Genomic DNA, 24,448 nt, shown 5'->3' with positions numbered 1-24,448 from the left:
TAGAAACCGTCCTGGCAGGTTTTGGGGCTGCTTTGCAGCCCAACGGGGATGAATCCCCTCGCCACAGGGTGTGTTCCAGTTTTATTCAGACAAAGCGCCGCGTCCGCTCTTCACATTTTTTTCACCGGCTCCAAGCACCGTCTAAGCTTCAGACAAGTCCGATCAATCTGCGTGAATGGATCAGTCGACTATGGGCGCTTTGTGGCAAACCGATTCGAGTAAAACCGTGGTTCAGACTGAACGTGTGAATGAAGCGCCTGTCCCTGAAAAACCCCGTCGCCAGCGGCACGGGTGGAAGGCTTTCTGGTTGCTGTTTCTGATCATCGCGGTAGTGGTGGGACTCGCCGCGTCCAAGGAAATGCGCACCTCGCGCTTTCAGGCGCGGGAGCTGAGCCAGTACGCCGCTTCGCTGACCTACAAGCTTGAACCCGGCCCCAGCGAAGCGATTCGTTATCCGGGCAACGGGCCGTTCGATTTGCGCCTGGGTTACAGCTCCCTGGACGAATTCCTGCCGCGCCTGCTCAAGCGCAACTATGTGATCACCGAGCAGACGCGCTTCTCCCCCGCCCTGCTCGGTTACACCGACAAAGGCCTGTTCGTGCCGTATTCGGAAAAGATCCAGGCCGGGCTGTCGATCACCGATTGCCGAGGCGCGCCGCTATATCGATACAACTATCCGCAGCAACTGTATGCCGACTTCGCGGCGATTCCGCCGGTGGTGGTCAGCAGCCTGCTGTTCATCGAAAACCGCTTTCTCCTCGACCCGAAACAGCCGCTGGCCAACCCGGCGGTGGACTGGCCGCGCTTCGGCATGGCCGCGTGGTCGCAAGTGGCGAAACTGCTGCGCCTGCCCGGGCAATCGGCCGGCGGCAGTACCCTGGCAACGCAACTGGAGAAGTATCGCCACTCGCCCGACGGCCTCACCGTATCGGGCGCGGAGAAGATCCGCCAGATGATTTCCGCCAGCGTGCGCGCCTATCAGGATGGCCCAGAGACCCTCGGTTCGCGGCAGAACATCGTGCGCGACTACCTCAACAGCGTGCCGCTCTCGGCGGTGCCCGGCCACGGTGAAGTGCACGGCATGGCCGAAGGTTTGCGAGTCTGGTACGGCAGCGATTTCAACAAGGCCAACGAGCAACTGAACAGCCCGGCGACCGACCCGCAGACCATGGCCGCCAAAGGCCTGGCCTTGCGTGAAATGCTCTCGCTGATGATCGCCCAGCGCCGTCCTTCGCATTACCTGACCAAGGGCCGCGACGAACTGGCCAGCCTCACCGACAGCCACCTGCGCCTGCTCAAGCAGAACGGCGTGATCGACAGCGCTCTGGCCGACGCTGCGCTCGCAAGCACCGTCTCGTACCGTGACTGGCAGACCCAGCCGACCATGCAGCCGATCGAAACCAACAAAGGCATCAGCGTCGCCCGCAGTCGTCTGGCGAGCATGCTCAACCGGCCGCTTTACGACCTCGATCGTCTCGACCTGTCAGCCACCAGCACCCTGCAGGGCGATCTGCAAACGCAGGCCACGGCTTATCTGAAAAAACTTGCCGACCCAGCCTACGCTGCGGAAATCGGCCTGCTCGGCGAACGCTTGCTGACGCCGACCAGCACCACGCAAGTACGCTACAGCTTCACCCTGTTCGAACTGACCCCGGACGGCTCGCGCGTACGCGTGCAGACCGACAGCACCGATCAGCCGTTCGACATCAACGAAGGCAGCAAGCTCGAACTCGGCTCGACGGCGAAAATGCGTGTGCTGACCACCTACTTGCAAATCGTCGCCGAGCTGCACGACAAGTACGGCGCGATGAGCGGGCCGGAATTGAAAAAAGTCGAAGTGCCCGATCAGGACCGCCTCAGCCGCTGGGTCATCGACTACCTGATCCAGAACAAGGATCACGACCTGTCGAAGCTGCTCGGCGCCGCGCTGGATCGCAAATATTCGGCGAGCCCCGGCGAGGCGTTTTTTACCGGCGGTGGGCTGCACACCTTTCATAACTTCCGCAAAGAGGACAACGGTCGCCTGCCGACCCTGCGCGATTCGCTGCGCGAGTCGATCAACCTGCCGTTCATCCGGCTGATGCGCGACATCGTCCGTTACACCACCTACTCAGGCCCCAACGGCGAATTGCTCAAGGATGACCGCGACCCGCGCCGTCAGGAATACCTGGCCAGTTTCGCCGACCGCGAAGGCACCTCGTTCCTGCTCAAGTTCTGGAAGAAGTACAAGAACAAGGACACCCAGGCGCGCCTGGAAACTTTCCTCGACAGCATGCGCCCGACGCCGATCCGCATGGCGGCGGTGCATCGCTATCTGCTGCCGGAGGCCAGTCAGGAAGATTTCAACCGGTTCGTACGCTCGCACCTCAAGGGCACCAAGCTCAACGAAAAACTCACCGACGAGCGTCTGATCCGCCTTTACGATTCCTATGGCCCCGGCAGTTACGATTTGCCCGACCAGGGTTTCATCGCCAAGGTACATCCGCTGGATCTGTGGATGATGGGTTATCTGCTGCATCACCCGGAAGCGACCTTCAGCGAGATCGTCAAAGCCAGTCATTTCGAGCGCCAGGAAGTCTACAGCTGGCTGTTCAAGAGCCGGCACAAGGGCGCGCGCGACAGCCGCATTCGCACCATGCTCGAGATCGAAGCGTTCCTCGACATTCATCAGCGCTGGCAGAAAGTCGGCTACCCGTTCGATCACCTGGTGCCGTCACTGGCCACCGCCATCGGCAGTTCAGGCGATCGTCCCGCCGCGCTCGCCGAGCTGATCGGCACCATCCTCAACGACGGCGTACGCATGCCGACGCTGCGCATCGACAGCCTGCATTTCGCCGCCGATACGCCCTACGAAACCAGACTGGTCAACGACCCGCACGTGGGCAAACGGGTGATGCCGGTGGAAGTGGCCAGAGCCATGCGCGAGGCGCTGTCGCAAGTGGTCGATGCCGGTACCGCCAAACGGTTGTCGGGCAGTTTCAAATTGCCCGACGGCACGCCGCTGGCCATGGGCGGCAAAACCGGCACCGGCGACAACCGCATTGCGGCGATCGGCTCCGGCGGGCGGATCATCAGTTCGAAGTCGATCAACCGCACGGCGACTTTCGTGTTCTACATCGGCGATCACCATTTCGGCACGCTTACCGCGTTCGTCCCGGGGCGCTCGGCAGAGAACTTCAAGTTCACCTCGGCCCTGCCCACGCAAGTGCTCAAGGGCATGGCACCGATTCTCACGCCGTACCTGCAACCAGGCAGCGACTCGCAGTGCCAACCGCCACAGGCGCCCGTGGTGGCATCGGCGCTGCACTGACCGAACGTGGCATGCACGTTGCGCCGAAGGGTATCGGCGGGAAAGGTGGTATTCGTGCATTGTTCCGATTCGAATTCTTGTCGCATCGCTGAGGCGATCACCCGTTTGGCTCCCGATCTTTGAACTTTTGTTTTGCCCTGCCGCCGGTACGCTGATCATCCCTCAAACAATCAAGGATGATTGGCCATGTCTGACTCCCCTCAGCCTGCCGAAGCCGCCGACAAAGGCCGGCATTACGCGTTCATCGAATCGGCTGTCAGCGCGCCGTTCAAAGCGGCGACTCTCAGCCGCAGCCTGGCCCTCGCCGCCACGCCACTGAAGCGGGAAACCTGGTACAGCGCGCCCGGTACGTTTGCCAGCCGACTCGCCGCCGCCAACCTCAAGGCTTGGGAATCGCAGAACAAGGTCGATCATCTGCTGGCCAGGACCGACCTGTACGCCTTCGCCGAGCCGCTGCTCAAAGCTAGGATCAAGCAATGCCATGGTATCGAGCCGGACGTCAGGAAGACCTGGCTGCGCCTGTACATTCCCGCCAGCAGTCCCTGGTATGCAATCGACGTGATCGACGGTTCGACGACCCGTACGGTCTCGCTGCTCGATGCCGCTCTGCACAACTTTGCCGCCAACGAGACGGTCGGTGCAGGTTCGGATTACATCAGCCAGCCTGATGCGCGCGGACACTTCGACGTCTTGCCGCTCAAAAACCAAATGCCCATCAGCCAGTTCCAGACACTGTGCCGCGACCTCGACCTGGGCGGGCAATACGCCAGGCACTTGCAGGGCTACTTGCTGCCCGGCGAAGCGCTGGCCGAGAGCCTTTTGCAATACAAGGTCAGCGCCAGCCTCAAAGATGCCCTCGCCGTCGCGGCGCTCATCGCCTTGCTCAAGGCAGAGATCCAGTACGACACCTTCAGGATGGTGCTCAGCTTCAGCACAGAGGAAAACCCGCGCTTGCGGCTCAACAATCGTTCGATTCGCTGCAATGACCTGTCCATGCTCGGCACCCGCCTGACCGGCATTCTGTTGCTGATGCATGGCCACCCCGACAGTCGTGGCGTTCGCCGCCTGATCGTCTACGTGCCGCACGACCCGGATCATCCACTCAAGGAGTACGAGTCGCTGGCGGCGTTTCGTGAAGAGCTGACTCGGCAGTTGCGCGAGGACCGTCTGAGCGCCTCGACCGGGCAGACGTACCGGCAATTCTTCAGCCAGTTCGTCGATCAGCAGCAACGTGGGCATTTCTTTGCCGAACTCGAACAGCGGTTGTTCGTCGTCCGCCATCACGTGCGCGAGCAGAGCACCGACCAGCGCCCGGTGTGGCGCAAGGACCCGGTGGAAAAGCCCAGGCTGCAATTCACGCGCTTGCCGTTGCAGGGCGATTACTGGCGACATGTCTACCAGCAGAAACTCAACAAGATCATCAACGATGCGCGGCAAATCGCTGTCTCTACCGCCGATGCCGACAGCAACGCACGCTGGGCGTGGTGGGACAACTTCAAGCGGATCGTCTCGGACATCTTCAACGTCGCCCTGCTGATTGCCACGCCCTTTGTGCCTGGTCTCGGCGAGGTGATGATGGCCTATACCGCCTATCAACTGACCAGCGATGTGATTGAAGGCATCGTTGATCTGGCCGAAGGCGTCTGGGAGGAAGCTGCCGGACACGTGATCAGTGTGGTGACCGATGTCATTCAACTGGCGGCGTTCGGCGCCGGCGCGCAGATTGGCGAAACGTTGCGGATAAAACTCTCACCACGGGTCGATGCCATGCAACAGGTCAAATTGCCCGACGGCAAACCGAGCCTGTGGCATCGCGACCTCGGCCCTTATGCACGTGACGAGCTGAGCCTGGCAGCGCAATCGAAGCCCGATCGTCACGGCCTGCATCCCCATGCCAGCGGAAGCGTCCTGCCGCTGGAAGGCAAGCTCTATGTGGTGGAAAAAGCCTCGACCGATGCCACCAGCAAAACCCACCGGATCAAACATCCGAATCGAGAAAATGCCTACCAGCCACGGATCGAACACAACGGTCACGGCGCCTGGGTGCATGAAGCAGAATCGCCGGGCGACTGGCCGGACGCCCGGCTGATGCCTCGCCTGGGCCACAGCGTCGAGCGCTTTACCCCTGCGCAACTGGAAGACATCCGGCGCAGCAGCGGCACCAGCCACGATGAACTGCGCCGCATGCACAGCGACAACAACCCGCCACCGCCGCTGCTGGTCGACACGGTCAGGCGCGTCAGCGCGTACGAGGATGTCATCGAGGCTGGGCGGAATCTGCGTAGCGGCAAGCCGATCGATGCCGACGCGGTATGGCTGGAGCCGATGCTGACCAGCCTGCCGGGCTGGCCGCCGCGACGCGCGCTGGAGGTCTTCGCTCGTCAGGACCTGACCGGCTACTCGCATAAATACGGCAACCCGCTGGCCTCCGCAGCCGACACGTTGCGCATCAGCCAGGCCGATCTCAACGCCGGGAATTTGCCGGAGCGGGTCGCCGGGTTCCTGCGCGACGACGAGTTCAATCATCTGCTCGGCCCGATGGTCACTGCCGAGCAACGGGTCGAAGTCCTGCGCAGTCAACTGGCCGACGCGCTGAAAGAGCAGCGCAGCAGCGTGGCCCGCCACCTGTACCAGGCCGGGCAGCGCAGCGGCGACACCGACATTGCCGTGATCAGAGAGTCGTTTCCGGATCTGCCGTTGCCCTTGGCCGAGACGGTTCTGAGCCAGGCTCGTGCTGCCGAACGGCAACGCATCAGCGAGGAACAGCACTTGCCGCTACGCCTGAAGAATCAGGCCCGGGAGCTGGATTTCGAGGCGTCGGCCAGTCGCGCGTACGACGGTTTTTACCGGGACGATCTGATGACCGAACAGACCGAACGCCTGGCGCTCAACACCATGAAAATCCACACCGACACCTTTGCCGACCTGCGCATCGAAGTGTTCGACGGTAGCCCGCACGGTCCGTTGCGCTGCAGTGTCGGGCCGCAGGACGCCAGCACTGTGAGGCAGCTGCTCAGGCGTGGAGAAGGCCGCTATGAAGTGCGCGACGCCAAGGGTCAGGTGCTGCATGACAGTACCGATTTCCATGAAGCCATCCTGCGCGCCGTACCGCTCGAAACGCTGGCGAGTACCGGCTATCAGCGCGGTCAGGGCCGCGCCTTGAAACTGTGGATCATGGAACAGTGCGCGCCGCCTGCCGAACGCCGGATTGCCCTGGCAGAACCGCCGATTCGAGCGGTCGCCCCCCGCGAAACGGAAATTCTGCTACGGGGCTGGCCATGGACGGCCAAAACCCCCGAGCAACGGCTCAGACAGTTGTATCCGAAACTGAACGATAGAGAGATGGCGAGTTTCCTGATGACGCTCGAGAAAAAGGGCAATAGCGAAAGAGCAATCGCCGACCTTGAGCGCGAACGCGAAATGCTCGACAACGCCCTCGACAGCTGGCGTAGCAGTTACACACCTGTCATTGAAGAAAACGGGGAAATGGTCGCGCTGCCAACGGATTTCGTCCGCGAGGGCGGCGGGTACATAGAGCAGCAGTTGAGGAAATGCTTCAAACGCGACAACGAGCGGCCCGGCGCAAGCAACCCGCATCCGGAACAAGGGTATACGCTGGACCTTTCATCCGAACTGCCGTTATCGAACCTTGAGACATGGTGGCGCGACTTGCAACGGCGCCCCGGAATGCAGCAATACTTCGACCGGATTACCGGACTGAACATCGCCAACATTGCGCTTTCAACCACGCCGGACAGCCTGCTGGCGAGTTTCCCCAATCTGCGGCAATTGAGTGCCCAGCGCTGCGGCTTCAAGGAGATGCCGGCTGCCCTCGGGAAAATGCCTCAGCTGCAGACACTGGATCTGTCGCACAACAGCATTGAACTGACCTATGACTCACGAACGCGCCTGAGCAATCTCACCCGCTTGCAGAGCCTGAATCTCAACGGCAACAACCTGCGTGTGCCGCCGGATATCGGCCGCATGGAGCAACTGGTCGAACTGAACCTGGTCAATACGCGCATTCGCGATTGGCCGACGGGGTGGCTTGAAGTCGACGGACAGATACGGCAGCGCCCGAAAGGGTTTTACCTGGACATGCGGGACAATCCGCTCGACACCCTGCCCCGCGTCGAACCCGGTAGCGATCAGGCGCGCCTGCTTGCTCGCGCACGAATCAGTGTCGCCAAATTCGACAGTGACCAGTTGCGGCGTCTTGGCGAGTATCGCCAGTCGGTAGGGTTGAGCGTCGTACCGGGTTACTCATACGCCGCCGCCGATGAGCTTGATTACTGGAAGTTGATGCCCGCCAATGCTGATCCGTTGCCCCCCTCATCAGCGTTCAGCCGATACCGCGAGCAGTCGTGGCATGACCTGATGGCCGAGCCTGACTCAGCCGGTTTTTTCAGCGTGATCCGCAAGCAGCGCGAATCCGCCGATTACGGAACTGACTCGGGGCGTCGGAACCTGACCGCACGGGTCTGGGACATGATCGATGCGGCGGCGCTCGACGAAAATCTGCGCAAAAAGCTCTTCGAGCAGAACGTGGCTGCGCAGGACTGCCCTGATCTTGGCCCGCAGCTGTTCAACTCACTGGGGCTCAAAGTCCTGGTGTCCAAGGCCTACAACGAAACGACAACGGCCGCGCAACTGGAAGACAGACTCGTGCGCCTGGCGCGTAGCGCGGCGCGACTTGATCGGGTCAGCGATGAGGCCGCCATGGAGGTCAGTCGCCAGCAACAGCAACACCTGATCGATCCGCGCCTGCCGGCCCCTGACGAAATACAGATTCATCGGGCGTTCGAAGCAGGCCTGGGCGAGCGTCTGGAGTTGCCCTGGCATGCGCAGGGCATGCCCGTTCAGCCTCGGGCCGGTGTGACCGAGGAAATGCTCAACGCGGCTTACCAGAGAATCATCCAGCGCGAACAGGGTGATGGCCTGGTCAACGGCATGATCGACCTCTATACCGATCCTTTCTGGGCGGACTACCTGCGCGATACCTATCCTGACCGCTATCAGGAGAATCTGCGCCTGTTCGAAGAACAATCCCGTCAGCTCGACAGCCAAGTGTTCAGCAGCACCCGGGAGTACAGGAAGCTGGCCGAGAAAATCAGCTACGAGCGCAACGAGCTATCCCGCGCCCTGAGTCGCGAAGCGCTTGAGCGGGCCGGGCTCTGAAACGATCCCGCAGCATTCGGCGAGCGCTTCAGGCTGGCCGAATGTGCCCCGAGGGACGTTCGTCGCTTGCGATACCCCCTCGCACGACATTCAGGCATCCGCGTCATTGCCGTTTGGCGCGCTGGCGTTAAAAAAAAGCACTACGTTGCCGCTGTACTCCCCGGGGCGGTAGCCACCCGGCGGTTTGATCGGTTCGATTTTCAGCAGCACACGTTTACCGACAGCGGCCTCTTCTTTCGAAAGCACTTGCTGCGGGGTGATGTGCGAACTCAGCGTGACGTCATTGAACGTCACCCGCAATTCGATCAACTCACCCGGGCGGCCAGTGTCAATCAACGGGTCGGTGGCGAGACGCGCCTCGATGGCGCTGCTGTCATGCCGCATATCGAAATATTTTTCCAGCTTGCCCAGGCTGTCCGTGGCGTGGTGCCAGGCCAGTAGCTGCGGACGGTGAATCCAGTCCGGTTCCACCGGGATGACGTAGAACGGCCGACTGGGAATGTTGAGCGACACTTCGAAGGTGTGCTCCTCCCGGGCGGCCCACGTCACAGCTGCGGTCAACGCGGTGGCGCCCGCCAGTAGGGCGGCGGTACATTGCTTGATCATGTTGGCTACCTGATGCGTCAATGGAAAACCGGCCTAGCGGCTGGCGACTTTCATGGTTTTCTTGTCGCTGCCTTCGATCAGAAAGAAGCGGTACTCACGGCCTTTTTCCTTGTCGAAGGCAAAGGATTTACCTGCCAGAACATGGTGTTTGGTGGTCGCCCCGCAATCGCTTTCCTTGCTCAGCGAACAACTCTTGAACTCGTCGACAATCACCACGGTATTGCCGTTGTTGCGCAGTTCGTAGCGACTCTCGCTTTCGTTGATTGCCGTGGCGTAACGCGCGTCCTTGGGGCGGACGAAGAAGATGGTGCCAAACCCGGTCATGACGTTGACCCCGGCCGACAATGACTTCTTGTAATCCTCACGCTCTTCACCGGTGACCACAAAATCGTCTTCCTTTTCCGGCACCACGGGGACGAAGCGCACGCGGAAATAACGCTCCCGGTCCCGTTCTCCCATGTACAGCAAGCGTGTGCCCTGCATGCCTTGAGCCGGGACGATCAGCCGCGCCGGGCTGGCCATCAGACCGTTGCGCGAGGCGCCATCGGCGGCATTCTCGACAGCAATTTCCTTGGGCGTGCCGGCGTCGTCGTAAACGATTTCGAGCACATTGATCTTGACGAATGCGGTGGCGTCACCGCTATTGAAGACCCGCTTGAGATAGGTGCTCTTGTCGGCTTCCAGATAGTCGTAAACGGTGCCGACATTAATCTGCGGCCCGGCCTGCGCCGGCAGGCAAAAAACGCTGAGCAGGCCCAGCAAAAGACCACGGTTCATCGTGTTGAACTCCAAGAACGTTGAGTGAAACCGGCCCGGGACGCTCATACTTCCGAATCCCAGATGATGGTGACGTTACCGCGCAGACGGTCGTTCTTGCCCGGCCTGAGCAAAAAGTCGATGTCTCTCGGGTCCATGTCGAAATGCAGATACCCAGGCTTGTTCTCCACATACACTCCAGGCTGAAAAGGCGCTGACCAGCGGTTGAAATCCAGGGAGATCCGGTTCACCGGACCGCCGCCGGGGCCAATGATGCCTGGCGGCAGACTCATCCTGACTTGAACCTGAGAGCTATCGCCCGAAGGGCTACCCAGGTTGCAGATATTTCCGCCCTGGGAACTGCACAACAACATGACCTTGAAACGCGAAGAGGCCGAAATGTAGAAGACCTGGTCGGCAAATATCCGCGTGGGTTTGCGTCCGCTGTTGATCCACGGCTCCCAGCCGCCCACCGGCTGGAGCGTAACCCGAGTGCCGCCGGGAGGCAGATCGACCTTGAGGGTGTGTTGCACGTCGAGGACGAAATCCAGGGTCAACGTGGGGTCGTCCGGCTGATGATAGAGGCCGCCCATAACAAAATCGCGGGCGGGTCCCAAGGTGTAAGTAAGGGAACCGGTATATTGTCCGGTAGACATGCCCAGCGGATTGGGGGTTCTCAGTTCATAAGTAAAATCCATCTTGTCGAAAGCTATTGACGAGAGACGGTAAGCGACATTTTTGGAGCAACCAGTTTGCACCGGGGTCTTCCAGAAGAAGCGATAACTGTGCGTACCGTAGGACGCCACACCGCTGTAACGGCAGGGTTCCGGCACATAAACCCAACCGCTGGAGTCCCATAATTTGTCATGCGCTTCAGCCGGGGTTGACGCGCCGGTGATGTTGGTCGCGGAATCGTCCAGGACGTAAGTGGAGCCGATACCGATGATGCGCACTTCGACGGTTTCGGTTTCCTGCGTTTGCGCATTGGTTACTGTCAATTGCCGCCAGTTGGCCGGGGCTTTCACCAGCATCGATTCACCGCGTGAGATGAAGCGTGTGGAATCGAACCGTACAGGCATCTCGATGCTGAACATGTTGTGGTCGGCGCATTGCGCCGGGTAGCTTGCGCAGTAGCCGCTGTTGGGGGTTTTGTTGACGAACAGATTCTTGCCTGGCTGCGTCGGGTCAGGCTGAAACGTCGCACGGATTTCCTGAGTGAACCCATGGGCGGTAGACATGGCCAAAGCCAGCGCCAGCGCGCAGCTTGCCTGGAAGATTTTCATATGCTCAGCCTGCCTTCATTTCGGTGGTAGTGACGTCGGCGAGAGTGTCCGGCGTGCAACGCAGATCACCGATCATCAACACGTCGTTTTCGCTGCGGTGGTCGGCCTCGTTCAAGCGGAACTGACACAGCAACTGATTGCCCTGACGTACTTCCAGGGTGGGTGAGCCGGCGTTCATTTCCATCGAGAAGAAACCGTCGACTTCGGTCACACCACGGCTGGCGTGGTTGATCACGTGGTGCCCCTTGAGCGGCCGCCCGCTTGCATCGACCAGTCGACCCAGCACGGTTAGGGTTTTCATCACGCGAACCTTGCGATACTCGATGCCGCCCTTGTTCAAGTGATAGCGGGTGCGCGCCGGCTCGATGGTGGCGGCCGGTACGGTGTTGCCTTCGAAGTCGAAGCTCACCGAGCTGTTCTGATAGGCGGTGATCGGAATGAAATTGCGCCCCGGTTTCAGCGCGGCACCGCCGCCGCTGTAATCGTCTGCCCGCAGGACGATGTCGTCGATATCCGACTCGACATCGACGATCATTCCGGCACCGCGCACGTCGCTCTGGCTGGTCAGGAGCATCTTTTCGCCGCCGACCACCAGCGTGCTGTCGAGGTTGAGCCCGCCTGTGAAGTTGCCGTTGTAGGAAGAGCGCTGGACGAAGGCGTCGCCGTTTACCGCGTCGGTGCGGAAATTGGTCAGGCTCGACATGCCCAGGCCGTAAGTGTCGGTAAGCGCCGTGACCGAAACGCTTTGCAGCACGTGATCCTTGAAATCCTTGCGCCAGCCGAGCGAGGCATTGTTGTCGCGTTTGCCGTCGCGGGCCGTGCGTGAACCGATGCTGCCGGTGAGCTGCTGACCGGGAGCGCCCAACGCCAGGTTGATGCTCAGATCGACGCCGCGATTGCGCGCATCGCCACTGCTGAAACTGCCCGGGCGATCAAAGACCGACAGGCGCCAACTGGCATCACTGCCCAGCAATACGGTGCGCTGTGTCCAGCCCAGATCGAGGCCCACGCCTTCGACGTTACCTTCGCTATGCGATACCCGGGCATTGACCGAGCTCTTGCTGCTCACTCGATGGTTGAGCGCCAGCGACGAATTGCTGGTCTGGCCGACGAACACGTTACGTGGACGAACGCGCGTGCCATCCGGCAGCGTGTCGTAGGTATTGGTGGTATCGAGCCAGCTGCGGTTGTGGCTGATCACCAGACTGCCCGCGCCATAGTTGTAAAGACTTTGCAGGTCCAGACCGGTGCCGTAATCCTCAGTCTTGTAGACATTGGCATACAGGCTGACGTGGTTGGCCAGGGTCCAGTCGATGGAGGTGCCGTACTGCAGTTTTTCGCGGATCTGCCGCGCCGACGCGCCGACAATCACCCGAGGGTGCAGCAGATAGTTCACCGCCGCACCGGCGGTGGGACTGCCGCTCGATTGCGTGTCCCAGTTGCTCAGCAGTTTGCTTTCTTCACCGGCAAACACGTTGTAGCGCCAGCGTTCGTCCAGGTTGCGCCAGTTGCTGGGCTTGTACACCAACTCCTGGGTAGTGGAGGTGATCTGACCGTCTTCGATCAGGCGCACTTCCACTTCATAAATGCCGCCGGGCAGCGGCCGGGTGTCGAGGGTCTGCAAACCGGCCGGTACCGATTGGGTATTGATCAACAGCCCGTCGCGCCAGATCTCCACCGAACCCTGCCGGTTGGCGGTCACGTAGATCGGGTAAACGCTGGGCATCGGGCTGTTGATCGCGAGGCTGTCGGAGCTGCCGTACATGATGCCGACCGCCGTATCAGGGCTGGTGCCAAACGTGCGCGGCTGGCGCGTCAGCCCTTCGGATGTGGGGGTGAAATAGCCCAGGCGCAAGAAACTGCCTTGCAGTTCGCGCTGGGTGTGCAGCTCGTGCACGGCGTGGTAGAGCTTGTCGTCGGGGCCGCCGAGCCGGGCCAGTTGCAGATTCAGCGTCTGGCTCCAGTTACCCAGGCTTGAACTGGCTTCCAGGCCGAAGCGTCCGCCGAGGTCCTGATCCTGGCCACCGTTGAGGTTGAGCTGATTGCGCACCATCAGGCCGCTGCTGCCGCCGCTCGGTTGCTCGTAATAACGCTTGGCTTCGAGGTCGCGTTCGGCATTTTCGGTAACGATCGAAACCAGGGAACTTTCCAGGTTGTAGTGCACCGCGAGAAACTGGTCCGGGCAGGAGCCGCTGCACCCACCCAATGGCACGCCGGGTTTGAGGTAGCTTGCCCATTTTTCCCGTTCGGCAGGGCCGAAGCGGTTTTCGCTGGTGTCGGTGAATTCGAGAAGGGTGATGCGATCATCACGGGACAACACCACCATGGCCTCACCCAGCGGCTGTTGGTCGACTTCGACCCGCACCGCCAGAGGCACATCAAAGAAATGCTCCTCGAAATCCGCCGGCAGGCCTTTGGCCTGCGCCAACAGACTGCGTGGCGTCGTACCGGCGGTGTTGGATGCGACGGCTGCGCTGGCACAAAACAACAGCGCAAGCGCAGCCGCGATGGGGGTCATCGGGAACATGAACTCGTACTCTGATTGACTGACAATGAAAGTCCGTCGGGGCAAACATCACTGCTTGCCCCGTCGGTTGACGCCACGCGTGAAAAGCGAGCGTTTTTTGAATCTGATCAGTCGATCAGTTGCCGCCAACCGGTGGCACGGCGTCGAAGATCATCGCCACGGAACCGGTGTAGTCGCCCGGCTGGAAGTTGCTGCCTTTGGCGGAGATTTTCAGCGGGGCGCGGTAGTTCACGTCCGACTCGGATTCACCGACGACCATTTGCGGGGTCAGGGTCAGTTCCTTGTTGTTGAGCATGACCTGCAGGTCGATTGAGGTATTGCCGGCAACCAGTTTCGGCAGGCTTTCCAGGCTGGCATGAACCGAACCGTTGTTATTGCGCACATCGAAGAAACCGTTGACGTCGGCCATCTTGCCGGTGGTCGGCTGATAGCTCATGTCCTGGTCCTTGTTGACCAGATCCGGATCAGTCGGCACCACATAGAAACCGTTGGTTGGCACATGAGCGATCAGGCTGATGGAGTGCGACGCTTCGCCCGCAGCGAAGGCCGTGGAGGACAGTGCCAGAAGAGCCAGTGGAGCAGCGATTGCGATTTTCTTGAACATCGTTCAGTACCTGTTTGCTTTATATAAGGGGGTGTCATTGAAAGTTCAAAAATCCTTTGCTCATCGACCGCCAGAGCAACTTGAACTTTCAATGGCGGGCATCATCGACTGTTGCCTCTGGATTGTAAGCAGGCAACTTCCGACAAACTCGTAGTTAAACAACCCCACACCCCGCCGGAAAAAAGAACAAAAAACAGATACTTGCAACATTCACTGTAAGTTGCGCCCTACACACAGTTACAGGCAAAAAACCATACAGCAACTAGGCCGCTTTAACTCGGCAACTTGCGAGAAATTAGAATATATACTCAAGTGCAACTAGAGCGATAACTTTAACTTTACGGTCACCGCTTTGATTTATTGCTCAAAAAACTTTTTCCAGCTTTTTTCGCCTCGACCGCTCGTCCGTCCGGCTCAGGGCAAGGCCAAAAACGTCTTGCGCAGCGCTTAAGATATATCTTAAGTTGTATCTAAATACGACGAGAGAGAAACGAAATGAGAGACCATCATTCCCCCCACCGCGAGCACGGCGATGGCCGCGACGGCTTCGAGAAACGCCCCGGTCGCGAACGAGGCGGCCGCGGCCCGCGAGTCTTTGCCCCCGGCGACTTGAAATTACTGTTGCTGGCGCTGATCGCCGAGCAGCCCTGCCACGGTTACGACTTGATCCGGCAGATCGAAGGCATGTTCGACGGCGCCTACAGCCCCAGCCCCGGGGTGATCTACCCGACCCTGACCTTTCTGGAAGAGAGCGATCTGATCGCCGGTGATGCCGAGGCGGGCAAAAAGCGTTACAGCGTCACCGACGCCGGTCGTTTGTCTTTAAGTGAACAAGCGGTGGCGCTCGACGGCGTACGCATGCGCATCGACGTCAGCAAGCGCTCGCTGCGCGGTCATGATCGTCCGGCGGAAATCCACGAAGCGGTGCACAACCTGCGTCATGCCCTGCAACTGCACCACGGCCGCTGGAGCGCCGAGGAAATCCTGCGCGTACGCGACCTGCTCAATGACACCGCCAAAGCCATCGTCGACGGCCCTGCCGTTCAACCTGCCCCGGAGAAAGCCGAATGACTGCAGTCGATACTCAAACCATTCACCGCGTGATGCACGAAATCAAACGGCGCAAACTTGAAGTGCTGCGCGTCACCGACCTGACCCCCCGCATGCGCCGCATCACCCTCGGCGGGCCGGAACTGGCCGGGTTCATCAGCCTGGGGACGGACGATCACGTCAAACTGCTGTTCCCGCAGAACGCCGAACAAGCGGCGGCGCTGGAGACGATGCAACTGGGCGCCGGCAAGGACAATGGGCCGATGCCGGAGATGCGCGACTACACGCCGCGTCGTTACGACCTGGAAAAAATGGAGCTGGACATCGATTTCGTCCTGCACGGCGACGGCCCTGCCTCGACTTGGGCCGAGCAGGCGCAACCGGGGCAGTTCCTGCACATTGGCGGGCCACGCGGTTCGATGATCGTGCCGGACATCTTCGACAGCTACCTGCTGATCGGCGACGAAACCGCCCTCCCCGCCATCGCCCGCCGCCTCGAAGGTCTGGCGGCAAATCGCCGGGCGCTGGTGGTGATCGAGGTGGAAAACGGTGCCGAGCAGCAAGTGCTGGAAAGCCCGGCGCAGTTCAATGTGATCTGGGTGCTGCGTGAAGGTGGCAAGGACAATCTGCTGACTACCGTCAAGCAACTGCAAGTGCCCAAGGGCAATCTGTATGCCTGGGTGGCGACCGAAACCAAGGTCTCGCGGCAGATTCGCCGGGTGCTGATCGATGAGCATGGGCTCGATGAACAGTTCATCAAGGCGGTCGGCTACTGGCGCGCGGAAGGCACCGAGGAAGAGTGATCTCTTCCTGACCCATATCACCTTGGTGGGAGCGAGCCTGCTCGCGAAGGCGTCAGCGCAGTCGAAAGATTTGCTGACTGACACACCGCATTCGCGAGCAAGCTCGCTCCCACATTGAATATCAACTTCGTGCGGACAATCTGCGGTCGAGACCGATAATCAGCAGGCCCACCAACACAAACCCCACCAATATCCCCCCGGCATTTGCCAGCACCTGTGGATAACCCAACACCGCGACATCAATGAACGGATACGCATAGGCGCCGAGCAGATGCCCGCGCAGCAGGGCATAGATGAAATATACCAACGGATAAATCAGCCACAGCGGCAGATGCCACAGGCGCAACGTGCCCTTGGGGACGCAGCACCACCAATAGCCAAGAAACAGCAATGGCATGACGTCGTGGAGCAATTCGTCGGCAACAAATTGCCAGCCTTCGGGATGCCACAAGTGCCGCAGCAGGATGCTGTAGGCCAGACCGACCACGGCGATGCTCACCGCGATCCCGCTGCTGACCCACGGTTGCAGAAACCAGCGCCGCGCGGCGGATTCGCGCTCGGTGACCGCGCAGGTCAGCACCGTCGCCACCAGGGTGTTGGTCAATATGGTGAAGTAGCTGAAGAAACTCACCAGCCCGCCCAGCAGGCTGGCGCCGATGCTCAATCGTGCGAAGAAAATCAGGTACAGCTGAATTGCCAGCCCCGCCCAGCCCAACACGGCTAGGCCGGTGATCAGGCGTCGCCGCCTCGCGCTGTCCATCTCAGAGCGGTCGCCTGGTGCGCATCAGCTTGACGTACAGGCGCTCGACCTTTTCCCGCGCCCACGGGGTTTTCCGCAGGAAGGTCAGGCTCGACTTGATGCTCGGATCGCTCTTGAAGCAACGGATGTCGATGCGCTCGGCGAGCCCCGACCACTCGTAGTGAGTCACCAGTGCGTTGAGGATCTGTTCGAGGGTCACGCCGTGCAGCGGATCGGGGGATTGTTCGTTCATGCCGGGCCTTTGGGCGAAGTGATATGCAGAAGCCGCGCACCTTAGCCGAGGGGCAGAGCAGGTGGAAGGCCTTCCTGCAAATGTAGGCCAACCCGGGAAGATCGCAGGCTGCGGCCCGACTCACAATGCGCCCGTTTGCCGCACTGTTACCGAATCCGAAACGCTGCATGTCTGCAAAAGCCCTTTCTCAATTTGTTACAGATCATTATCCTGCCGCCCTTCCGCTGAAACGCTTCACTGCCTGCGACAATCTGAAGCGCTCGGCCTGCACTCGAAAAAACATCAAAAAAAGACTTCTTCATGCCTGACTTTTTCTTCTCCCGAGACAGCGCTATCTCTGCGCTGCGCACCCTTGGCGGCTGCACCGCCCTTGGCTTGGCTACCTGTGCCCACGCGGCGCCGGCCTTCGATAGTGAATCACCGTACATGCTCGGTGACTGGAACGGCACGCGCACAGAACTTGCGGAAAAAGGCTACGACTTCAAACTCGATTACACCGGCGAAATGGGCAGCAACCTGCACGGCGGTTATGACCACGACCGCACTGCGCGCTACAGCGACCAGTTCGGCCTCGGCACCCATCTGGATCTGCAGAAGATCCTCGGTTGGAACGACGCTGAATTTCAGTTGACCATCACCAAGCGCAGCGGCAACAACATCAGCAACGACCGCATCAACGACCCGCGCGTTGGCGGCTTCACTTCCGCCCAGGAAGTCTGGGGCCGTGGCCAGACCACGCGCCTGACGCAGATGTGGTACCAGCAGAAATTCTTCGATCAGAAACTCGACATCAAGGTCGGCCGCTTCGGCGAAGGCGAAGACTTCAACAGCTTCCCTTGCGACTTCCAGAACCTGGCCTTCTGCGGCTCGCAGGTCGGCAACTGGGTCGGCGGCATCTGGTACAACTGGCCGGTCAGCCAGTGGGCGCTGCGGGTCAAATATCACCTGACGCCGGAGCTGTATGCGCAGGTCGGCGCCTACGAGCAGAACCCGTCGAACCTCGATCGCGGCAACGGTTTCAAACTCAGCGGCAGCGGCACCCAGGGCGCGATCCTGCCGGTCGAACTGGTGTGGACGCCGAAGCTCAACGGCCTGCCGGGCGAATACCGCGCCGGTTATTACTACAGCAATGCCAAGGCCTCTGACGTTTATAAAGACCAGAACGGCCAACCGGCAGCGCTGAGTGGCGAAGCCTACCGCAGCGCGTCGAGCAAGCACGGCGTGTGGCTGGGCCTGCAGCAGCAGGTCACCAGTGTCGCCAGCGATAACAGTCGTGGTTTGAGCCTGTTCGCCAACGCGACGATGCATGACAAGAAAACCAATGCCATCGACAACTACGTGCAGGCCGGCCTGACCTACAAAGGTCCGTTCGATGCCCGCGCCAAGGATGACATCGGTTTCGCCCTAGCTCGTGTGCACGTCAACCCGGCCTATCGCAAGAACGCCGAAATGACTAACCGCGCCAACGCCGTCTACGACTACGACAATCCGGCGTTCCTGCCACCGCAGGACACCGAATACAGCGCCGAGCTGTATTACGGCGTGCACGTGACCAACTGGCTGACCGTACGCCCGAACCTGCAATACATCCGCCACCCCGGTGGCGTGAACGACGTCGACGACGCCCTGATCGGCGGAATCAAGATCCAGTCGTCGTTCTAAAGATCACAGTTAGCCCCTGTGGGAGCGAGCCTGCTCGCGAAGGCGGCCTGTCAGTCGCTGCAGTGTTGCCTGATACACCGCTTTCGCGAGCAGGCTCGCTCCCACAGGAATGCTTTTCGTTAGCCGAACAAGTTTTTATCTGAACCATGCCTGCGCCAAATCGTCATCTAAAGTGACTACAGCGCGGGACTACATAAACGTCACGGAGAATCACACTATGAGCACCGAAAGTGCTTCGAGCCGGGGTCGGCTACTACCCGCCCTGCTCGGCATCCTGCTTCTACTGATGGGCCTGGCCATGCTGGCCGGGGGAGTCAAGCTGAGCATGCTCGGCGGCTCGCTTTACTATCTGCTGGCCGGTATCGGCATCGCATTGACCGGCGTTCTGCTGCTGATGCGCCGCCGCGCGGCACTGGGCCTGTACGCCATCGTGCTGTTTGCCAGCACGGTGTGGGCATTGTGGGAAGTCGGTCTGGACTGGTGGCAACTGGTGCCGCGTCTGGCGCTGTGGTTTGTCCTCGGCTTCGTGATGCTGCTGCCGTGGTTCCGTCGTCCGCTGCTGCTCAACGGCCCGGCGAAAATCGGCACCGGCGGCCTGACCGTCGCTGTGATCCTGGCCGGCGTTACCGCTTTGGCCAGCCTCTTCACTCATCCAGGCGAAACCTTCGGCGAACTGGGCCGCGACAGCGCGGACATGACCAGCACCGCACCGGCCATGCCGGATGGCGACTGGCAGGCGTACGGTCGCACCGAGTTCGGTGACCGCTACTCGCCGCTCAAGCAGATCACCCCGGAAAACGTCGGCAAGCTGCAAGAAGCCTGGCGCATCCAGACCGGCGACCTGCCAACCGCCGATGACCCGGTCGAGCTGACCAACGAAAACACCCCGCTCAAAGCCAACGGCATGGTCTACGCCTGCACCGCGCACAGCAAAGTGCTGGCACTGGACCCGGACACCGGCAAGGAAATCTGGCGCTTCGATCCACAGATCAAGAGCCCGGTCGGCTTCAAGGGCTTCGCCCACATGACTTGCCGTGGCGTTTCGTATTACGACGAAGCCGCCTATGCCAAGTCTGAAAACGCCGGTTCCGCTGTCATCTCCGAAGCCGGCCAGGCTGTTGCTCAGGCCTGCCCGCGTCGTCTGTACCTGCCAACCGCTGATGCCCGCCTGATTGCGTTGAACGCCGACACCGGCAAGATCTGCGAAGGCTTCGGCAACAAAGGCGTGGTTGACCTGACCCAAGGCATCGGCCCGTTCACCGCTGGCGGCTACTACTCCACCTCGCCAGCAGCGATTACCCGTGATCTGGTGATCATGGGCGGTCACGTCACCGACAACGAATCGACCAATGAGCCATCGGGCGTGATCCGCGCCTTCGACGTGCGCGACGGTCACCTGGTGTGGAACTGGGACAGCGACAAGCCGGACGCCACCGAGCCTCTGGCCCCGGGCGAAACCTACAGCCGCAACTCGGCGAACATGTGGTCGCTGGCCAGCGTCGATGAAAAACTCGGCATGGTTTACCTGCCACTGGGCAACCAGACTCCAGACCAATGGGGCGGCAACCGCACCCCGGGCGCGGAGAAATTCAGCGCCGGCCTCGTCGCACTGGACTTGGCCACCGGTAAGGTGCGCTGGAACTACCAGTTCACCCACCATGACCTGTGGGACATGGACGTCGGCAGCCAGCCAACCCTGCTCGACATGAAAACCGCCGACGGCGTGAAACCTGCGCTGATCGCTCCGACCAAACAGGGCAGCCTGTACGTCCTTGACCGTCGTGACGGCACGCCGATCATTCCGATCAAGGAAATCCCGGTACCGCAAGGCGCCGTGAAAGGCGACCACACCGCACCGACCCAGGCCCGTTCGGACCTCAACCTGCTGGCCCCGGAACTCACCGAAAAAGCCATGTGGGGCGCCAGCCCGTTCGACCAGATGCTGTGCCGCATCCAGTTCAAGGAACTGCGTTACGAAGGCCAGTACACCCCGCCATCGGAACAGGGCAGCCTGATCTATCCGGGTAACGTCGGCGTGTTCAACTGGGGCGGCGTCTCGGTCGACCCGGTTCGCCAGCTGCTGTTCACCAGCCCGAACTACATGGCCTTCGTCTCGAAAATGGTCCCACGCGAGCAAGTCGAAGCCGGCAGCAAGCGCGAGAGCGAAACTTCGGGCGTGCAGCCAAACACCGGCGCGCCTTACGCGGTGATCATGCACCCGTTCATGTCGCCACTCGGCGTACCGTGCCAGGCCCCGGCCTGGGGCTACGTCGCCGGTATCGACCTGACCACTGGCAAAGTCGTGTGGAAACGCAAGAACGGCACCAGCCGCGACAGCTCGCCAATCCCGATCGGCTTCACCCTCGGCGTACCAAGCATGGGCGGTTCTATGGTCACTGCCGGCGGCGTCGGCTTCCTCAGCGGCACCCTCGACCAGTACCTGCGCGCCTATGACGTGAATACCGGTAAAGAACTGTGGAAATCGCGCCTGCCTGCGGGTGGTCAAGCGACTCCGATGACCTACACCGGCAAGGACGGCAAGCAATACGTGTTGCTCGTTGTTGGCGGCCATGGCTCGCTGGGTACCAAGATGGGTGACTACATCATTGCGTACAAACTGCCGGAATAAGCGTTAGCTGGCGGTATTGAAAAGGCGATGTTCCGTGAAGGACATCGCCTTTTTTTGTGAGCGCAACTTGGCAGGCAATGAATAAACCTGTGGTAGCGGTTGTGAACAGGTTCGTCCTGCTGACGCTGATCAATACGCCGGAGTTTTCCGACAGGCGGGTCGGTAGCGTTCGGAAAATGCGCTGGGCCTGAATAACTATCGCGAACAAGAATAAAAAACTGTCAGGTATTACAGTTCACAGCTTTTACGCTTTTACCCAGACTTGCCTCTTCACTATTCGGATCATACAGAGGCAGGTCTCATGGCAAACCCAAACGTACCCAACGCCGTCTTCGCGTTCGGCTCTATTGAAACTGATGTCAAAGGCACCATCAGCGGTAATTATCTGGACTTGACCAGCTACAGCACTTCAAGCACATCCATTTCCATCAACGTGTTAGGGGGATACGACTTTTCTTTCCGCCACAACGACAGCTTGTCGGGCGCGCGAATCATCTCCATCTCGCTTCGCTACCCGCAGGATCCTTCCCCTTTGCGCTATTCAGAAACGATTGTCATAGACCGAGCCGATCCTCGTCCCTATGAATTTGAAACGACAACTTCTTCCATTATCGCGGTGACTCAAATCAGTAACTTCGTGTACCGATACGACCTCAAAGATTACAAATTTTCCGGCAAAGCACAGCACACGAATGACACGCGGGAACTCACCTGTAATGGATTCTTTGTGGTTCAGGGACTGACGTGGCCGATCTGACAACGCTGGTTGTGGGGACCTTCTGTATGAGCCTTTATTCGAAACTGCGTATCGCCCTGCTGGCTGCCATATTCGCACTCAGTGCCTGGATCCCTGCGCAGGCTGACAATAACGCAGAGCAGGCAAAAGACTGCAGTGCAGCGCTCAATGAATTGAAATCCATGAACATCACGCCTGGCGCATCCAATTGTCAGACAGGCCAAACACTACAGTGGCGCGTCGAGGCAACTGCCGAGCAATTTGAGCAGGTCATGGATGTTTGCGAAAAATCCAGACTGGCCGCCTTGTATCGATACAGCGAGTCAAGGATCGTCAGTTGCCAATACACCTCAGGCACGAGGAACACTCCGAGCGGAGCGTATTGATTGATAGCAGTGGTAATACGTGCCATCGAAATAGACGCTGAAACTGTTTGCGGCGAAATCCGCGCGCTTCTCAATTGTGGCCGTGAATGTGTTTGACGTTTTAGCAGTTCTAACCTTCTCGATTTTCATAATCCGTTCCGTCTGCATTGCGAAGTGGAAGGACAATCGTGCTGTAAAATCGATAAGCGCGTAACTGTCATATCTGACAGGCAGCTATAACAAATAGAATTAAATGAGGGGATGCGTTATAGCCTAGCGATGCGAAGGCGCGATGTTTCGATCTGGCTTTTGAACCAGGATCAAAAGATCGCAGAATTCGGCGGATTCTTCGGAACCTTCATTCACTCCAGGAACCTAGTCAAATTCAGGCCGCCTTCGCGAGCAGGCTCGCTTCCACACAAAATCAAAATCAAAAGATCGCAGCCTTCGGCAGCTCCACAATGAGCGCAAGATCGAGTACTGCCCATGCTCTTGATCCATGCGTACCGGCAGGTAAGCGGGGCAGAACTTTCGGAAAGAATTCGGCGGCTGACTACATAAGGCGCTACCACTGATTTTCATTCGCCACGACGGCGAAGGTATTCCGCGAAAAGAGGAACGGTGAAATCAAGGTAACCATGGTCGGTGCTGTAGATCATACCTTTGGAAATGATATTGGCCCGGGCCGGGCCTAACGATGATTGATCACGCTCCATCACCTTGGCGATACCTGCCATAGGATAGGGCCCATCACCAAGGGTGGCCATCGCCATCACAAACTGGATCTCGGCTTTGGTAAGCCGGTCATAACGAACCTTGAAGAAGCCGGCATCGAGTCCGGCGATAGTCTCTGGATAAGCGCGTTCGACATCAGCGAGCGTGATCATGGGGCCGGCAGCAACATCCCATGAAGTTGAACCCCATTCCTGCAGAAAAAACGGATAGCCCCTCGTTCGCGCGACAATCGCTTGGAGGGCAGCGTCTTCGATCGTCTGCTCCTCCTCCTCGACGGGTTTTCGAACAGCAAGTTTTGCTGCTTCTTCGTCCAGCGCGCCTACAGGCGGGTAGAGGAAAAGTCGCTCTGCATAGGACTTCGCCTCACCAGCCAATTTGGCAACCTGTGGTAGTCCTGCCCCAACCAAAACCACAGGCAACCCGCGCTGGGCCATTCGATGCATCGCAACGATAAGTGCCGACAGATCGCCTTCCGAGAGGTACTGAACCTCGTCGATGAGCAGCACCCATCCCTTGCCAGCGGCTTTAGCGCCCTCGCCAATCACACCGAACAGGTCTGGAAGATCATGTTGCAGATCGCCGCTATCAGCAAGCCCAGGTTCAGCACCCTCAACGCCCACCTCAACGCCACCGATATCGATTTTGAATATCGAGGCAAAATTGCGCAGGGCGCTCATACCCCGGGTGGCAATGTGCTTTGCTCCTTCGAATCCCGAAAGTGAACGCATTACGCGTCGCAGTTCAGGGTAAAGAAGAGTGGAAAGTGTATTTTTCTCCGGAGCTTCGAGCTGGGAAACGAGCATCCCCTCTTGTCTGGCGATATTGCCGATCTCATTCAGGAGTACCGTCTTGCCCACTCCACGAAGGCCAAGGAGCATCAGCGACCGTGCAGGTTTGCCCCTCACTGCTCGGCCGCAGGAAATCCGAGCCATTTCGAGAAAAGAGTCTCGGCCAGCGAGCTCCGGTGGTGGAAAACCAGCCCCGGGGGCGAACGGATTACGATAGGGATCCATCAAAACTCCATTTAATAGTTAAAGCTAACCAAGACTAGCGCTTTTTGCTATTTGTGCGCAGACATTGTTAGATTTCAATAGGCACCCGTGCCGACCTAAAGGATCTCGCCACCGCCCAAAGGCCGCCAAGGTTAACAAGGTCAAAAACTTTGCAAACCTGAACACACACGCAGAAACACACCCGCCCCATTGAAACCCC

Annotated in this window: 17 protein-coding genes; 9 read left to right on the top strand and 8 right to left on the bottom strand. The window is 59.6% G+C overall.

Annotation, left to right across the window (positions count from 1 at the left end):
- Positions 1–190 precede the first annotated feature (190 nt).
- Entirely contained in the window at positions 191–3,310 is a 3,120-nt protein-coding gene (locus KVG85_RS25390; RefSeq protein WP_217865339.1) for a transglycosylase domain-containing protein, read from the top strand.
- 186 nt (positions 3,311–3,496) lie between these two features.
- Positions 3,497–8,488: a dermonecrotic toxin domain-containing protein gene (locus KVG85_RS25385; RefSeq protein WP_217865338.1), complete on the top strand. Its 4,992-nt coding sequence runs from the start codon at positions 3,497–3,499 to the stop codon at positions 8,486–8,488.
- A 90-nt stretch (positions 8,489–8,578) separates the two neighbouring features.
- Here KVG85_RS25385 and KVG85_RS25380 read toward each other — a convergent pair whose 3' ends face one another.
- The 5 genes from KVG85_RS25380 to KVG85_RS25360 all read right to left on the bottom strand — a co-directional run bounded on the left by KVG85_RS25380 (position 8,579) and on the right by KVG85_RS25360 (position 14,264).
- Entirely contained in the window at positions 8,579–9,094 is a 516-nt protein-coding gene (locus KVG85_RS25380) for a CS1 type fimbrial major subunit (RefSeq protein ID WP_217865337.1), read from the bottom strand.
- 33 nt (positions 9,095–9,127) lie between these two features.
- A complete protein-coding gene (locus tag KVG85_RS25375) occupies positions 9,128–9,871 on the bottom strand; it encodes a molecular chaperone (protein ID WP_217865336.1) in 744 nt (247 codons plus the stop codon).
- 44 nt (positions 9,872–9,915) lie between these two features.
- A complete protein-coding gene (locus tag KVG85_RS25370) occupies positions 9,916–11,133 on the bottom strand; it encodes a hypothetical protein (protein ID WP_217865335.1) in 1,218 nt (405 codons plus the stop codon).
- 4 nt (positions 11,134–11,137) lie between these two features.
- The gene (locus tag KVG85_RS25365; RefSeq protein WP_217865334.1) at positions 11,138–13,660 is read right to left on the bottom strand and encodes a TcfC E-set like domain-containing protein; all 2,523 of its coding nucleotides are present in this window, start codon (positions 13,658–13,660) and stop codon (positions 11,138–11,140) included.
- A gap of 115 nt (positions 13,661–13,775) precedes the next feature.
- On the bottom strand, positions 13,776–14,264 hold the full coding sequence (locus KVG85_RS25360; RefSeq protein ID WP_217865333.1) for a CS1 type fimbrial major subunit: 489 nt from the start codon (positions 14,262–14,264) through the stop codon (positions 13,776–13,778).
- Positions 14,265–14,759: 495 nt separating this feature from the next.
- Here KVG85_RS25360 and KVG85_RS25355 point away from each other — a divergent pair, with 495 nt between their 5' ends.
- Together KVG85_RS25355 and KVG85_RS25350 are read left to right on the top strand one after the other, a co-directional pair.
- Positions 14,760–15,335: a PadR family transcriptional regulator gene (locus KVG85_RS25355; RefSeq protein WP_217865332.1), complete on the top strand. Its 576-nt coding sequence runs from the start codon at positions 14,760–14,762 to the stop codon at positions 15,333–15,335.
- A complete protein-coding gene (locus tag KVG85_RS25350) occupies positions 15,332–16,117 on the top strand; it encodes a siderophore-interacting protein (protein ID WP_217865331.1) in 786 nt (261 codons plus the stop codon). Before KVG85_RS25355 ends, KVG85_RS25350 begins: the two co-directional genes overlap by 4 nt.
- Before the next feature lie 121 nt (positions 16,118–16,238).
- Here KVG85_RS25350 and KVG85_RS25345 read toward each other — a convergent pair whose 3' ends face one another.
- Positions 16,239–16,877 (bottom strand): Pr6Pr family membrane protein, encoded by a 639-nt coding sequence (locus tag KVG85_RS25345; RefSeq protein WP_217865330.1) that lies wholly within the window; start codon positions 16,875–16,877, stop codon positions 16,239–16,241.
- Between the two features lies 1 nt (position 16,878).
- A complete protein-coding gene (locus KVG85_RS25340) occupies positions 16,879–17,109 on the bottom strand; it encodes a VF530 family protein (RefSeq protein ID WP_217865329.1) in 231 nt (76 codons plus the stop codon).
- A 125-nt stretch (positions 17,110–17,234) separates the two neighbouring features.
- Here KVG85_RS25340 and KVG85_RS25335 point away from each other — a divergent pair, with 125 nt between their 5' ends.
- The 5 genes from KVG85_RS25335 (at position 17,235) to KVG85_RS25315 (ending at position 22,522) form a co-directional block, all read left to right on the top strand.
- Positions 17,235–17,417: a hypothetical protein gene (locus KVG85_RS25335; protein ID WP_160768406.1), complete on the top strand. Its 183-nt coding sequence runs from the start codon at positions 17,235–17,237 to the stop codon at positions 17,415–17,417.
- Positions 17,410–18,771: a carbohydrate porin gene (locus KVG85_RS25330; RefSeq protein ID WP_217865328.1), complete on the top strand. Its 1,362-nt coding sequence runs from the start codon at positions 17,410–17,412 to the stop codon at positions 18,769–18,771. The genes KVG85_RS25335 and KVG85_RS25330 overlap by 8 nt, the downstream gene beginning before the upstream one ends.
- 217 nt (positions 18,772–18,988) lie before the next feature.
- Positions 18,989–21,400 carry a glucose/quinate/shikimate family membrane-bound PQQ-dependent dehydrogenase gene (locus KVG85_RS25325; RefSeq protein ID WP_217865327.1) on the top strand — a complete coding sequence of 804 codons (2,412 nt, stop codon included), beginning with the start codon at positions 18,989–18,991 and terminating at the stop codon, positions 21,398–21,400.
- A gap of 301 nt (positions 21,401–21,701) precedes the next feature.
- A complete protein-coding gene (locus KVG85_RS25320) occupies positions 21,702–22,157 on the top strand; it encodes a hypothetical protein (RefSeq protein ID WP_217865326.1) in 456 nt (151 codons plus the stop codon).
- Positions 22,145–22,522 (top strand): hypothetical protein, encoded by a 378-nt coding sequence (locus KVG85_RS25315; RefSeq protein WP_217865325.1) that lies wholly within the window; start codon positions 22,145–22,147, stop codon positions 22,520–22,522. The genes KVG85_RS25320 and KVG85_RS25315 overlap by 13 nt, the downstream gene beginning before the upstream one ends.
- A gap of 557 nt (positions 22,523–23,079) precedes the next feature.
- Here the strand turns inward: KVG85_RS25315 and KVG85_RS25310 are convergent.
- On the bottom strand, positions 23,080–24,249 hold the full coding sequence (locus KVG85_RS25310) for an ATP-binding protein (protein WP_217865324.1): 1,170 nt from the start codon (positions 24,247–24,249) through the stop codon (positions 23,080–23,082).
- Positions 24,250–24,448 lie beyond the last annotated feature (199 nt).

It is taken from the genome of Pseudomonas triticicola (assembly GCF_019145375.1).
Lineage (GTDB): Bacteria > Pseudomonadota > Gammaproteobacteria > Pseudomonadales > Pseudomonadaceae > Aquipseudomonas > Aquipseudomonas triticicola.
Note: the sequence above shows the minus strand (reverse complement) of the source record. Positions and strands in the feature narration are given on the sequence as shown.

What these genes read in the sequence shown, in the direction of transcription:
- KVG85_RS25390 (WP_217865339.1), top strand. Translation starts at nt 191, where the DNA reads ATGGGCGCTTTGTGGCAAACCGATTCGAGTAAAACCGTGGTTCAGACT.
- KVG85_RS25385 (WP_217865338.1), top strand. Translation starts at nt 3,497, where the DNA reads ATGTCTGACTCCCCTCAGCCTGCCGAAGCCGCCGACAAAGGCCGGCAT.
- KVG85_RS25380 (WP_217865337.1), bottom strand. Translation starts at nt 9,094, where the DNA reads ATGATCAAGCAATGTACCGCCGCCCTACTGGCGGGCGCCACCGCGTTG.
- KVG85_RS25375 (WP_217865336.1), bottom strand. Translation starts at nt 9,871, where the DNA reads ATGAACCGTGGTCTTTTGCTGGGCCTGCTCAGCGTTTTTTGCCTGCCG.
- KVG85_RS25370 (WP_217865335.1), bottom strand. Translation starts at nt 11,133, where the DNA reads ATGAAAATCTTCCAGGCAAGCTGCGCGCTGGCGCTGGCTTTGGCCATG.
- KVG85_RS25365 (WP_217865334.1), bottom strand. Translation starts at nt 13,660, where the DNA reads ATGTTCCCGATGACCCCCATCGCGGCTGCGCTTGCGCTGTTGTTTTGT.
- KVG85_RS25360 (WP_217865333.1), bottom strand. Translation starts at nt 14,264, where the DNA reads ATGTTCAAGAAAATCGCAATCGCTGCTCCACTGGCTCTTCTGGCACTG.
- KVG85_RS25355 (WP_217865332.1), top strand. Translation starts at nt 14,760, where the DNA reads ATGAGAGACCATCATTCCCCCCACCGCGAGCACGGCGATGGCCGCGAC.
- KVG85_RS25350 (WP_217865331.1), top strand. Translation starts at nt 15,332, where the DNA reads ATGACTGCAGTCGATACTCAAACCATTCACCGCGTGATGCACGAAATC.
- KVG85_RS25345 (WP_217865330.1), bottom strand. Translation starts at nt 16,877, where the DNA reads ATGGACAGCGCGAGGCGGCGACGCCTGATCACCGGCCTAGCCGTGTTG.
- KVG85_RS25340 (WP_217865329.1), bottom strand. Translation starts at nt 17,109, where the DNA reads ATGAACGAACAATCCCCCGATCCGCTGCACGGCGTGACCCTCGAACAG.
- KVG85_RS25335 (WP_160768406.1), top strand. Translation starts at nt 17,235, where the DNA reads ATGCGCCCGTTTGCCGCACTGTTACCGAATCCGAAACGCTGCATGTCT.
- KVG85_RS25330 (WP_217865328.1), top strand. Translation starts at nt 17,410, where the DNA reads ATGCCTGACTTTTTCTTCTCCCGAGACAGCGCTATCTCTGCGCTGCGC.
- KVG85_RS25325 (WP_217865327.1), top strand. Translation starts at nt 18,989, where the DNA reads ATGAGCACCGAAAGTGCTTCGAGCCGGGGTCGGCTACTACCCGCCCTG.
- KVG85_RS25320 (WP_217865326.1), top strand. Translation starts at nt 21,702, where the DNA reads ATGGCAAACCCAAACGTACCCAACGCCGTCTTCGCGTTCGGCTCTATT.
- KVG85_RS25310 (WP_217865324.1), bottom strand. Translation starts at nt 24,249, where the DNA reads ATGGATCCCTATCGTAATCCGTTCGCCCCCGGGGCTGGTTTTCCACCA.